Source organism: Corynebacterium sp. HMSC065D07, from assembly GCF_001810695.1.
Taxonomy (GTDB): Bacteria; Actinomycetota; Actinomycetes; order Mycobacteriales; family Mycobacteriaceae; genus Corynebacterium; species Corynebacterium hesseae.
This window is the reverse complement of sequence record NZ_KV802476.1, coordinates 163,250-175,000: the sequence shown is the minus strand read 5'-3', so window position 1 is coordinate 175,000 and position 11,751 is coordinate 163,250. Positions and strand designations below refer to the sequence as shown.

At 62.0% G+C, this 11,751-nt stretch carries 11 protein-coding genes; 7 read left to right on the top strand and 4 right to left on the bottom strand.

What is annotated here, in order from left to right; translation table 11 throughout:
* Positions 1–258 precede the first annotated feature (258 nt).
* The 3 genes from HMPREF2760_RS12375 to HMPREF2760_RS12365 form a co-directional block, all read right to left on the bottom strand.
* Positions 259–1,449: an MFS transporter gene (locus tag HMPREF2760_RS12375; protein WP_070530499.1), complete on the bottom strand. Its 1,191-nt coding sequence runs from the start codon at positions 1,447–1,449 to the stop codon at positions 259–261.
* Between the two features lie 101 nt (positions 1,450–1,550).
* The gene (locus HMPREF2760_RS12370; RefSeq protein WP_070597605.1) at positions 1,551–2,834 is read right to left on the bottom strand and encodes a D-arabinono-1,4-lactone oxidase; all 1,284 of its coding nucleotides are present in this window, start codon (positions 2,832–2,834) and stop codon (positions 1,551–1,553) included.
* Entirely contained in the window at positions 2,831–4,003 is a 1,173-nt protein-coding gene (locus tag HMPREF2760_RS12365; protein WP_070597604.1) for an alanine racemase, read from the bottom strand. The genes HMPREF2760_RS12370 and HMPREF2760_RS12365 overlap by 4 nt, the downstream gene beginning before the upstream one ends.
* 90 nt (positions 4,004–4,093) lie before the next feature.
* On the opposite strand from HMPREF2760_RS12365, the gene HMPREF2760_RS12360 reads away from it, so the two are divergent.
* Together HMPREF2760_RS12360 and HMPREF2760_RS12355 are read left to right on the top strand one after the other, a co-directional pair.
* Positions 4,094–5,641, top strand: coding sequence for a succinic semialdehyde dehydrogenase (locus tag HMPREF2760_RS12360; RefSeq protein ID WP_070597602.1), 1,548 nt, complete (start codon positions 4,094–4,096; stop codon positions 5,639–5,641).
* 11 nt (positions 5,642–5,652) lie between these two features.
* Entirely contained in the window at positions 5,653–6,615 is a 963-nt protein-coding gene (locus HMPREF2760_RS12355; protein ID WP_070597600.1) for a winged helix DNA-binding domain-containing protein, read from the top strand.
* Here HMPREF2760_RS12355 and HMPREF2760_RS12350 read toward each other — a convergent pair.
* Positions 6,601–7,509, bottom strand: coding sequence for a cation diffusion facilitator family transporter (locus tag HMPREF2760_RS12350; RefSeq protein ID WP_070597598.1), 909 nt, complete (start codon positions 7,507–7,509; stop codon positions 6,601–6,603). The genes HMPREF2760_RS12355 and HMPREF2760_RS12350 overlap by 15 nt on opposite strands.
* Before the next feature lie 144 nt (positions 7,510–7,653).
* On the opposite strand from HMPREF2760_RS12350, the gene HMPREF2760_RS12345 reads away from it, so the two are divergent.
* The 5 genes from HMPREF2760_RS12345 to phnE (HMPREF2760_RS12325) are packed head-to-tail and all read left to right on the top strand — an operon-like array spanning position 7,654 to position 11,746.
* On the top strand, positions 7,654–8,307 hold the full coding sequence (locus HMPREF2760_RS12345; protein WP_070597597.1) for an HAD family hydrolase: 654 nt from the start codon (positions 7,654–7,656) through the stop codon (positions 8,305–8,307).
* A gap of 32 nt (positions 8,308–8,339) precedes the next feature.
* On the top strand, positions 8,340–9,326 hold the full coding sequence (locus tag HMPREF2760_RS12340; protein ID WP_070597595.1) for a phosphate/phosphite/phosphonate ABC transporter substrate-binding protein: 987 nt from the start codon (positions 8,340–8,342) through the stop codon (positions 9,324–9,326).
* 31 nt (positions 9,327–9,357) lie between these two features.
* Entirely contained in the window at positions 9,358–10,158 is an 801-nt protein-coding gene (gene phnC / locus HMPREF2760_RS12335) for a phosphonate ABC transporter ATP-binding protein (RefSeq protein WP_070597593.1), read from the top strand.
* Positions 10,155–10,949 carry a phosphonate ABC transporter, permease protein PhnE gene (gene phnE, locus HMPREF2760_RS12330; RefSeq protein WP_046649249.1) on the top strand — a complete coding sequence of 265 codons (795 nt, stop codon included), beginning with the start codon at positions 10,155–10,157 and terminating at the stop codon, positions 10,947–10,949. The genes phnC and phnE (HMPREF2760_RS12330) overlap by 4 nt, the downstream gene beginning before the upstream one ends.
* Positions 10,946–11,746 (top strand): phosphonate ABC transporter, permease protein PhnE, encoded by an 801-nt coding sequence (phnE, locus tag HMPREF2760_RS12325; protein ID WP_070530510.1) that lies wholly within the window; start codon positions 10,946–10,948, stop codon positions 11,744–11,746. Before phnE (HMPREF2760_RS12330) ends, phnE (HMPREF2760_RS12325) begins: the two co-directional genes overlap by 4 nt.
* Positions 11,747–11,751: the final 5 nt, after the last annotated feature.

The following is an 11,751-nucleotide window of genomic DNA, read 5'->3' as shown; positions in this document are numbered from 1 at the left end:
CCCGAGAAACATGAGTTAGAAGAAATGTTCTAACTCATGTTTCTACCAACCCTCACCGCACATGGCTATAGCCAGTAGTAAATTCACGTCAAGTCGTTACTACAAACGGGGGTAGCCACCACGGGTTAGCTAGGCCGTTCGATCCTTAATCAGTAGCGGTGACTGGCACAAAACGAATAATGCCCCACGCGCGTTGTTGGTAGCACGTGGGGCATGGGGATCTACTGGGCGTCGGAAAGCGCGACGCCAGTGAGTAATTTATTCGTACCGCACATCACCGCGCGCGATGTCCTTGCGCCCGTGAACGAAGAAGTAGACCACCGAGGCCACCAGCATCAAGGCAGCCAACATCCAGTACATGACGGAGTAACCCGCCGCGGAGATGATCTGCCCCAGCAGAATCGGACCAAAGCCAATACCTAGGTCTAGCAGCAAGAAGAAGGTCGAGATCCCCGCACCCATTTCGTGCATCGGCACCAGGCGCACGGCGATAGCCTGGCCCGCCGGAAGAATTGAGCCGTAACCAAAGCCCACCAAGGCACCCGCAGCAATGATCTGCCAATCAGCTGCAGCCAGAGCAAGGACTACCAAGCCAGCAATAAAGAAGACGAGCGAGGAATAGATGATGATGTTGTCACCGCGACGATCTTGCAGCTTGCCCAGCACAAAGCGCAGAATGAGGCTCACCACCGCATAGGCCAGGAAGAAGTAGCTAGCGCCCTTCTCCAAGCCTGCATGGGAGGAGTAGCCGTTAAGAAACGTAATGATGCCCGTGTACGCGACGCCAACCAAAAGGATAAAGACGCCAAAAGGCGCCACCGCTGGGTGCACGATATTTCCCAAGGAAAAGGAGACGCTTCGACGCTCCTGCGCCGGTGCCTTGACGACGAGTCCCAACCCCAAGGCCACTACCGTAAGCGTCAGCGCCACCATAAACACGGTGTTATAGCCAGCTTGGTGGACAATCGCCAAACCAGCCGCTGGACCAAAGGCAGTGGCTAGGGTCGTCCCCAAGGCGAAGTAGCCGGTCCCCTCGGCACGACGGTGGTCCGGAATCACCGATTGCGCCACTGCCATCACAGCAGTCGAGGCCACCGCATAACCGAAGCCGTGCAAAATACGGACGGCAAAAAGCATCGGCAACGAGTGCGCTGGCATGTACAGCGCCATGGCTACAGCCACCACAATAAGCGAGGCCACCAACGAGCGTTTTCGCCCAGCCGCGTCAACGATGTAACCGGAGAAGAGACGAGCAATTGTCGCCCCCACCACAAAGGCACTGGACGCAAACCCGCCCGCCGTATCCGAAGCCTGAAACTGCTCCACGGCATAGAGCGCCATGATGGTCACAAGCAGATAGAAGACCGTGAACTGGGCGAAATTTACCAACCACGCAAACACGAATGTCGGCGTAATGAGGGACTGGGATTCAGAGGACGTTTGAGACACCTTCTTCGATAGCGTTATGGAATTAAGACTTCCACACGCTACCAAAGATCAGAGATACTTTCGAATCCAATCCCCGGGTTGCACTGCGCTTGACGACGCCCCTACCCGAACAGTTTCCGCAGGTAGGATGAACCAAACTTCCACTCCGGATCCATCTTTTCACGCAGCTCGCAGAACTCATCAAATCTTGTATAAAGTTGAGCAAAGTCCTTTCGGGACAAGGAATTCATCTTACCCCAGTGCGGACGGCCACCGGCCGCGCGGAAAATGGGTTCCAGCTTCGGCATGTAGTCCTGCGGATTCAACGCACGCGGAATGTGGAATGCAATGTACATCGACTCACGGCCCGATGCCGTCGAGAGAGCAACGTCATCCGCGGCCGTCGTGCGCAGCTCCATCGGAAATCCGATGCGCCAATCCTGCTCGTCGATGAAGCGACGGATTTCGCGGACGGTGGCGGGGCCGTCGGCAAGCGGCACCGCGTACTCCATCTCGTGGAAGCGCACCCGGCGCGGGCTGACAAACACGTCATGGGCGGCGGCGCGGTAACGGTTATTGGAAATCACCGAGGTGGCGAACTTATTAAGGGTCGGAATCGTTCCCGGAATCAGGCGCCCCAACGCCAAGGCGGCGGCAAAGGCGCCGTTGCCAATGAGCTCGTCGTCGATAAGTGCTTTGAGCCGTGAGCGGCGCTCCCCATTCGGTTCGAGGCGCGTGTTGGCCTTGACCATCGCGCGGTCGGTATGCGGGAACCAATAGGACTCGAAGTGGTCGACGCTGCGGGAGAGCTCCTCCCAGTTGTCCATCAACTCATCGAAGGCAATGCCGGACTCCTCTGCCAGCAGGTCGAAGGCATCCACACACTGCATTTCGACTTCGACGACCACGCCGAGCGCGCCCACGCTGACCACCACGAGGCGAAGTAGTTCTGGATCCTCGTCGATGGAATAGGTGCGGACGTTGCCGTCGGCGTCGATAAGCGTCAGCCCCGTGACCGTGCCTGCAAAGCCCGTGTAATTGATGCCGGTGCCGTGGGTCGAGGTCGAAATCGCACCCGCTAGCGACTGCGGGTCCACATCTCCCTGATTGGCCAGGGCAAGCCCGAATGGGCGCAGCAGTTTAGGCACGTCCCGCAGGCGGGTGCCCGCGAGGAAACGAACGCGCTTGCGCTGCTTATCGACGCTCACCAGCCCACTCACGTGGTCGAGGTTGAGCATCGTCTCCTCCCCCGCCGCGATAGGCGTGAAAGAGTGGCCGGCACCCACCGCACGCACGCTGCGGGCGCGGCTAATGATTCCGGGGATCTCGTCTATGCGGGAGGGCTGTACAAACTCCTGCGGTTTCGTGGTGACCGATCCTGCCCAATTGCTAAATGTGGTTGTCATCGGAGTGTCCATCCTTGTCCTCTATAGGTGTCCCATACATCAACGCCGTCGTGCCCGACGGCGAGGAGGCGGTCGACGTTTTCTGTCATTTCGCCGGCTTTGGCGTGGCGGAACCACACCAGGTCCTCGACTTCTAAGTCAGCCCCGCGCAGCGGGGTCTGCACCTCACCGGCGCCCTCCGTGCTGGAGTAGCTCAGCCCTGCTGGCCACACCGGAACCGGAACGCGATCCTTCGCGGGAGGGCCCGAGGCGATCCAGCCGCCGGAGTTGACCGTGGCCCAGCCCGGCGCGGGCACACGGGATACTTGGCAGACGAAGAACGCGGCCGCCTTGTGGTTAATGCCAGTGAAATCATCGAAGATCGCTGGCGTATAGAAACCAGAGCCTGCGGCCAGCTCGGTCAAGGTTCCCTCGGCCGCGGATTCTTGGAGGCTGCCCGTGCCACCGCCGTTGACGAATTCGATGTCCGCTACCTCCCGCGCGGCCGCCACGCAGGCTCGGCGCCGCGGGGCGAGGTCCGCCATGGACTTTGAACGCAACCAACGCTTGACCGCTCCCACCGGCCCCGGCAGGCCATCCGCTACGGACGCCACCTGCCCTTCATAAGCCATGAGCCCCACAAGCCTGTGCCCGCGCCGAACGACTTCACGCGCCAGCGCTGAGACCTGTTCCGGAGTGCGCACGGGCGAGCGCCGCGGGCCGATGACCGCGCCCGGCAAGTGGAGCGTGCAGTCAATATCGATGGCCACGCGTACAGAACCCTCGAGCAGGCTCAACAGCTCCACGCTATCCACCATGACGGTGATGGACTCGCGCGCCGTGTCATCTGCGGCGAGCTCACGCAGGGCCTTCCGATTAACACTCGGGTAGGCCACCACGATGTCGCGGAAACCCTCCCCGACCAGATGCAGCGCCTCCGGAACGGAATACGCGAGGATGCCTCGGTAGCCCTCATGCTCGAGGGCACGGCGTAGTGCCGCCACGCTGCGTATTGACTTCGAGGCCACGCGGATGGGCAGTCCCCCGGAGCGGGTCGGCATCTGTACAGCGTTGTAGTCGAATGCATCGAGGTCGATAACGCCGACGGGCGCTGGGCTTTCACCAGACCTGACGAGCGGCTCAACGGCCGAACGCACCTGGGCCTGTGGAGTGGTCGCGAGGATTGGCATAGCGTCATCCTAACCACAACTAGTTTAGTTTGTGAGACAAATCTCGAAAAACTCATAGCGGCGTCCCATATTTTTGGGACAATAGACCGCATGAAAACCTTCACTCAGACACGCCTGCCCCAGCGAGTGCACAATTTCTTGGATACGGACCCCGCCCGCGATGTCTGCGGCACGGGTGAGCAGCACCAGGCCCACGCGCCGTTTAGCGGTGACGAGCTCTTTAGCTTCCCCGTCGCCACCGCCGGGGACGTCGAGAAGGCAGTCACCTATGCGCGCGCCGGCGTTGGCCAAGGCGACCGCGCCGCCATCCTGCTGCGCCTGCACGACCTCGTCCACGAGAACGAGGAGCTCATCCTCGACCTCATCCAGACCGAGAATGGCAAATCCCGCTCCCATGCTTATGACGAGCTGATGGATTTGTATAACTGCGCGCGCTTCTATGCCGTCAACATCTGCAAAGCTTTCGGAAACGACCGCCACCCCGGCGCGCTTCCCGTACTGACCAAGACACGCACGCAGCATTACCCGCTGGGCGTGGTGGGGCTCATCTCCCCGTGGAACTACCCACTGTCCCTGGGTGTGGGCGATGTTCTGGCAGCGCTCTCCGCCGGCAATGCCGTGGTGCACAAGCCGGACTCCCAGACCACGTTGACGGCAATTCTGCTTCGGCGCCTCGCCATTGAGGCGGGCCTTCCGGAGGCCGCCTGGCAGCTGGTTCCCGGCCGGGGTGCCGAGGTGGGTGACGCCCTGGTTCCGCTGGTGGATGGCCTCTCCTTTACCGGTTCCACCCAGGCTGGCAAGTCGATTGCCACCCGGGCCGCGGGGCGCCTCATCCCCACCATGTTGGAGTTGGGCGGCAAGAACCCGATGCTCGTGCTTGACGACGCCCCCCTTAAACCCACCGCCCAAGGTGCGGTACGCACCGCCTTCTCCTCCTCCGGGCAGCTGTGCATGTCCGCCGAGCGCGCCTATGTCCACGAGAGCGTCTTTGAGGAGTTCCTCGCAGAACTCAAGAACGCTCTGGACCAGCAAGTGCTCGGGGCGGCATTCTCCGATGCTGCCACCATCGGCTCACTGACCTCGCAGCGCCAGCTCGATGCCGTGGTCGCCCACGTCGAGGACGCCGTTTCCAAGGGCGCCACCGTGGTTTATGGCGGAAAGGCTCGGCCGGATCTTGGGCCCTTCTTCTATGAGCCCACCGTGCTCACCGGCGTGACCCCAGAGATGGATCTCTATGCCACCGAGACTTTCGGCCCAGTGTTGGCGGTATACCCGGTGAGCTCCGATGCCGAAGCCATCCAGCGCGCCAATGACACCACCTACGGTCTTTCTGCCTCAGTGTGGTCCGGAAACTCCCGCCGCGCGTGGAAGGTTGCCTCCCAGCTAGAGGCCGGCATGGTCAACATCAACGAAGGCTTCGCCGCCGCCTACGGTTCTATCGCCGCGCCAGGTGGAGGCGTCAAGGAATCTGGCCTGAACCACCGCCACGGCATTACCGGCATGCGCCTGTGGGCCAACGAGCGCACCGTGGCCGAGCAGCGCCTGCACCCACTTGCGCCGTCGGAGTACGTCTCACCGGAGCGCTTCCGCCAGCTGGTATCGACGGGCATGCAGCTGATGAAGACCTTCCGGCTCTAATGTAGACAGCCATGAAGGAACTTAACCGCGACGAACTTCTAGCACGCCGGCTCATTGCTCAAGGTCTCGCCCCATCGGCCGCGAGATCACAGCTCGCCTCGGCGCTGGACGTCGCTGAGCATCTCCTCGCTCTGCAGGGTCAGACCTACGATGCCGGCATCACAGCACTTGCCCTTCGCGCCGGCTGCACTGATCAAGAGGTGCTCGGTGAAGTTGGACACTATCGCGTGGTGCGCTGTTGGCCACAGCGCGGCACGCTGCACTTCATGCCGGCCGCCGACGTCCGCTGGATGTCCCGCTTGCTCTATCCGCGCGTGGCCTCCAGCCAGAAATCTCGGCGACCGAGCTTGGGGCTCAGCGAAGACATGGTGGCAGCAGCTTCGGAAGCACTACATGGCGCAGCCACCGAGCCTCTCACTCGCACGGAAGTCTACGAGATTTTCGCTGAGGCTGGAGTGAACCCCACAGAAGGCAGGGGCTCCCACCTACTCCGCGCATTCGGCGGTGCCGGTGACTTGGTACAGGGCCCAAAAGCTGGCAACCAAGAGACCTTCCTCCATGTCGACGCGCTGCCTAGCGTCCAGCGCAAGCCAGAGAAGCCACTCTCAGAGCTAGCCCAGCGCTATGTCGAAGGCCACGGCCCCGTATCCGTAGCCGACCTCCAAACATGGTCCAAGCTCAGCAAATCCCAGGCTGCCAAGGCTCTTGCGAGCACGGAGGCCACGACCGTTAGCCATGACGGGCAGACACTGTGGATGGCGGGCTGGCAGGAGGATGTCACCGCGAGCGAAATCGACGGTGCCTTAAAAATCCGGCTCGAACTCCCCGCCTTCGACGAATACCTGCTGGGCTATGCCAACAAGGATTGGATCGTGCCCGATGAGATCCGAGCAAACGTCCTCACTCGAAATGGCCTCAGTTGGCCGTGGGTCATGGAAGGCGGGCGCGGTGTAGCCAGCTTACGGCATCCGTAGGATGCGGCGATGAACCGTTCCTTCGGGCTCGACGTGAATGAAGACCTCGGCGCCGGGAAAAAGCTCATCGATGGCGTCTTCGATGCGGTCGGCGATTGTGTGCGAGTGCAGCACCGTCCACTCGCCGGGAACATCCATGGTGAGGTAAACAAGGCGCTGGCGCCCTGCCGCGACCGTGCGGCGTGAGGTGAAGGAAACATCGTGACGGCCCTCCAGCTCATTGAGCAAAGCATCCAACTTGGCGTGTTCCTCTTTGGGCAGGGACTCCGACAACAGGGAGCTCAAGGATTCCTTGAGCAGCTTATACCCAGTCCACAAGATGTTAATGCCCACTGCCAGCGCAATGACGGGATCCAACCACAGCCAGCCAGTCAGTGCGACCGCACCAATGCCGAGGAGGACGCCGACGGACGTCCAGACGTCGGTAAGCAAGTGCTTTCCGTCCGCCTGCAAGGTAGCTGAGCGGTGTTGCTTGCCTGCGCGCACGAGCAGGAGGCCCACGCCCAAGTTCAGCAAGGAGGCGATGAGTGACAGTAAGAGGCCGAGCCCAGGTTGCTCCAGCGGCTGCGGAGCCAGAAATCGGCGGATGGCCGTGTAGATGATCATCGCGGCGGCCACGAAAATCATCGCGCCCTCTACCAACGCGGAAACATACTCGGCCTTGCCGTGGCCGAACTGGTGGTTTGCATCTGCCGGCTTCGCCGCAATTTTGATAGCCACAAACCCCACGACGGCGGCTACGAGGTTCACGCCGGATTCGAGGGCGTCGGAAAGAAAGCCCACCGATCCCGTCGCCGCAGCAGCGACGACTTTGAGCGCGATCGTGGCCACTGCGGTGGCGATGGAGAGCTTCATGAAGCGTTCGAGCAGCAGTTGCTCGGTTGGAAGAGACATGTGCGTCTTTCTATATGTCCCTCGCTGAGGAAAATTTCTATTTACCGTGAGTCAGGGTACCAAAGGCAAGTGTGTACGTACTGTTCACGCATTGTTTACCGCGTGTGGTCGTAAAGTACATAAACCGTCGTTAGTTTGTACTTCATGTCCAAAGACATATCTCCCCCAGTTCTCCTCTTCGATTTCGATGGCACCGTTAGCCTGGGCCACGGGCCCGTGCTGGCCTATGCTCGCCACATCGGGGAGGCAACCGGAAACCACTCCATCCCCCACACCGCCGAGCATATGCTCTCAACGAACGACGCCTCCCTAGTGCACTATCGCGACGGCTACGACCTCGTCCGCAGCCTCGCCACGGATTGCGATGCCCCGGAGGACTCCTGCCAACAGGCCTACATGGCCTCCCGACTAAACCTTGCGGACACCGGAATCACAGCGCCCGAAGGCCTCGCCGAGTTTCTAGGCTCGTATCCCGGCCGCGTGGTTCTCGCCACCAACTCCCCCGAAACTGGCCTCGCAGAGGCGCTTAAGGTTTTGGGGCTGAGCAACTCCTTCGACGCCATCTACACGAGGGTGGGCAAGCCCGACGGCTTGACTCGAATCCTCGAATCTGATTTCCCCGATAGCCCCATCATCGCTTTCGGCGATATCTGGGATTTCGATCTCGCTCCCGTGGCTGCCCGTGGCGGGCACACCGTTCTATTGGAAACACCGTTCGCCACCCCCGCAGACGCCAACCCCACGTGGCGCGCTCAGCGCGTCACCGACATCTTTTCTGAACTATCTTCCGCCTTCTAGCACTCCACCCCTCGACACAGAAAGACATTCTCATGCGCCGTTTCTCCGCCCTCGCTGCCTCCGCCCTTGCACTGTCGCTCTCCTTGACCGCCTGCTCCTCTGACTCCTCCTCAACCGATGGCTCGAACTCCCCCGACAAGCTCACCCTCGCACTCATCCCGAACGAGAAGGTCAACGATCTCGTCACCACCGCAAAGCCGCTGACTGACTACCTCTCTGAGGAGCTCGGCATCGAGGTCGAGGGGGTCGTGACCAAGGACTACCAGGCCGCCGTCGAGGCCATCGGCTCCGGCCAAGCAGATATCGCCATCGCCTCCGCCGCGCAGCTGGCCTCCGCCGAAGACATGTACGGCGCTCACGCCGTGCTGCAGGACGAGCGCTTCGGCGCGGATTCCTACGCCGGCCAGTTCGTCACCAACAACCCCGACAAGTACTGCGAGGACGAGCCGGTGGCCTCCACCTATGCTGCCAGCGGTGCCGACTACCTGTACTGCAACGGCACCGCCACCCCGGAGGAGAACAAGGGCCAGGGTCCGAAGGGCCTCGAGGCGCTCAAGAAGATCGATGGGGAGACCACCGTCGCCATGCTGGGTGCTACCTCCCCCGCCGGATACCAGCTGCCGGTCATGGCCATGGAATCCCAGGGCATCGACGTCGACAGCCTCAAGAAGGTGCCAGTGACCTCCAACGATGCCTCCATCATGGCGGTCTACAACGGCGATGCCGAGGTGGGCTTCAGCTTCTGGGATGCGCGCTCCACCATCGACGCATCGGAGGCCCCAGATCTGGCCGAGAAGCTCGTGGTCTTCGGCTACACCGACATGTACCCCAACGGTGGCGTCGTGATTTCTGATGAGGTGCCGGAGGATCTGCGCGGCCAGATCACCGACCTCATGGACGGCTTCTCCGAGGTTGACCCGGACACCATGTCCGCCATCTTCGACATCACCGACTGGGTTCCCGCCAAGCAGGAATCCATCGATATGGCGCGCAAGGTCAACGAGCGCTTCGCCCAGTAGCCTGACGCCCCTACTCAGAAAGGCTTCACCCATGATGGAGGAGAAAGCGTGGGGAATCCGCTTCGAGAATGTCTCGGTGCGCTACCCCAACGGAACGCTGGCGCTTGACGATGTCTCCGTGGACATCGCTCCCGGCGAATTCGTCGCCATCGTCGGCCTGTCCGGCTCTGGCAAATCCACGTTCATCCGCAGCATCAACGGCCTCGTGCAACCGACATCCGGCAAGATTTTCGTCGGCGACCACGAGATTTCTGCGGCGAAGGGAGCGCAGCTGCGGAAGCTGCGCGGCCGCATCGGCATGATCTTCCAGGAGTTCAACCTGGCGGACCGCGCGAGCGTCTTCTCCAATGTCCTCGTCGGGCGCTTTTCTCACAATCCCAGCTGGCGCACCCTGTTGGGAATCTCTACCGCCGAGGACAAAGCAATCATCGCCGAAGCCCTCGACTCCGTAGGGATCCTCGACAAGGCGTGGAATAAGGCCGGCGCCTTGTCGGGCGGCCAGAAGCAGCGCGTGGCCATCGCCCGCGCCCTGTCCCAGAAGCCGGCGATCATGCTGGCCGATGAACCCGTCGCCTCCCTAGACCCGCCCACTGCCCACTCCGTGATGAAGGATCTACGCCGCATCAATACCGAGCGGGACCTGACCACCCTGGTGAACTTGCACCTGGTGGATCTGGCGCAAGACTACGCCTCGCGCATCATCGGCATTCGCCACGGCAAGATAGTTTTCGATGGGCCCGCCGCGGGCTCCACCGTGGAGGATTTCGAAGCCATCTACGGCCGCCGCATCCGCGAGGAAGACCAGCTGGGAAGTCAGGAGAGCCGGGCATGACGGCGGTACTTCCCCCACGGCAGCGCAACTGGCCCGGCATCCTTGGCGGGCTGGCTGCTTTTCTCGCGCTCACCATCGCCACCTGCGTCCCCGCCTGGGGCGGAATCGAGATCGACTTTGGGCAGATCGCTCGCAACTGGCGCAACGGCGCCGACCGCTTGGCCCTGATGTTCAGCCCCGACTGGTCCATCCTCCCGCGCACGTGGGAGCCGATGCTTGAAACCCTCGCCATGGCCGTCGTCGGTGCCGCCATCTCCGCGGTCATCGCTCTGCCCCTATCCCTGTGGGCGGCGCGGCCCACCAACCCATCGACACCGTGGCGCTCGCTAGTGCGCGGCATCGTCAACGTTGTCCGCGCGGTGCCCGACTTGGTCTACGCCACCATCCTCGTGGCCATGCTCGGCGTCGGTGCCCTGCCCGGCATCATCACGCTGGTGCTCTTCGACGTCGGCATCGTGGTCAAGCTCGTCTCCGAAGCCATCGACTCCGCAGATGATTCTTATATGGAGGCCGGCCGCGCCGCCGGCGGCACGCAAACCCAGATCAACCGGGTTACTGCCCTGCCGCAGACCTGGCCGGTCTTTGCCAGCCAGGTGATCTACTCCCTCGAGCTCAACGTCCGCATCTCCGCGGTCCTCGGCCTCGTGGGCGCTGGTGGCATTGGCCTGCTGATCGACGAAGTCCGCGGCTTCTACCGCTATGACGCACTCTCCGCCATCGTGCTCGAGCTGCTCGTCGTGGTCATCGCCCTGGAGATCGTGTCCGTCAACCTGCGAAAGAGGCTGCGATGAGCACTGCACATGTACTTCCCTCCCGCTCCCGCAGCTGGGGAGTCTTCGCTGCGTGGGCCGGAATCCTTATGATCTTGGCGCTGTCCTTTGGCTACATTCGCGTTGATCTGACGGCTCTTAAAGATTTGCCCTCGAACATCTGGCACTACCTCGTGCTCATGTTCTCCAACCCGGACTGGTCCAAGCTGGGTGAGGCCCTCCTGCAGACCTGGCGCTCCGTGGCGATGGCCTGGATCGGTGCGCTGCTCGGCGTGTTCCTCTCCACCATCCTCGGTGTCCTAGCTGCCAATACGGTCTCCCCGGGGTGGGTATGCCTACCACTGCGCGCGCTGTTTGCCATCATCCGCGCGGTACCGGAGATCATCATCGCCATCATTATCCTCACCGTCACCGGGTTAACCCCGTTTACGGGCGCGCTAGCTCTGGCCATCGGCGGCATCGGCACGCACGCGAAGTGGACCTATGAGGCCATTGAAACCGCACCGACTGGCCCGGCCGACGCGGTCAAGGCAGCCGGCGGCAGCCTGGCAGAAATGGTGCGCTGGGGAACCTGGCCCATTGTCCAACCGGAGCTGGCTTCGCTCGCGCTCTACCGTTTTGAGATCAACGTGCGTACCTCCGCGGTCCTCGGCCTCATCGGCGTGGGAGGCATCGGTGACATGCTCACCGGCTATACGCAGTACCGCCAGTGGGACGTCGTCGGCGTCCTGCTCATCGTGGTCATCGTCATCACCATGTCCATCGACGCCATCTCCGGCGCTATCCGCCGCCGCATCGTGGCCGCCAAATTCACCTGATAGAT

Bases quoted from the DNA above. Each gene is read 5' to 3' on its own strand.
- HMPREF2760_RS12370 (WP_070597605.1), bottom strand. From the start codon at position 2,834: ATGACAACCACATTTAGCAATTGGGCAGGATCGGTCACCACGAAACCG.
- HMPREF2760_RS12365 (WP_070597604.1), bottom strand. From the start codon at position 4,003: ATGCCAATCCTCGCGACCACTCCACAGGCCCAGGTGCGTTCGGCCGTT.
- HMPREF2760_RS12360 (WP_070597602.1), top strand. From the start codon at position 4,094: ATGAAAACCTTCACTCAGACACGCCTGCCCCAGCGAGTGCACAATTTC.
- HMPREF2760_RS12355 (WP_070597600.1), top strand. From the start codon at position 5,653: ATGAAGGAACTTAACCGCGACGAACTTCTAGCACGCCGGCTCATTGCT.
- HMPREF2760_RS12350 (WP_070597598.1), bottom strand. From the start codon at position 7,509: ATGTCTCTTCCAACCGAGCAACTGCTGCTCGAACGCTTCATGAAGCTC.
- HMPREF2760_RS12345 (WP_070597597.1), top strand. From the start codon at position 7,654: ATGTCCAAAGACATATCTCCCCCAGTTCTCCTCTTCGATTTCGATGGC.
- HMPREF2760_RS12340 (WP_070597595.1), top strand. From the start codon at position 8,340: ATGCGCCGTTTCTCCGCCCTCGCTGCCTCCGCCCTTGCACTGTCGCTC.
- phnC (WP_070597593.1), top strand. From the start codon at position 9,358: ATGATGGAGGAGAAAGCGTGGGGAATCCGCTTCGAGAATGTCTCGGTG.
- phnE (WP_046649249.1), top strand. From the start codon at position 10,155: ATGACGGCGGTACTTCCCCCACGGCAGCGCAACTGGCCCGGCATCCTT.
- phnE (WP_070530510.1), top strand. From the start codon at position 10,946: ATGAGCACTGCACATGTACTTCCCTCCCGCTCCCGCAGCTGGGGAGTC.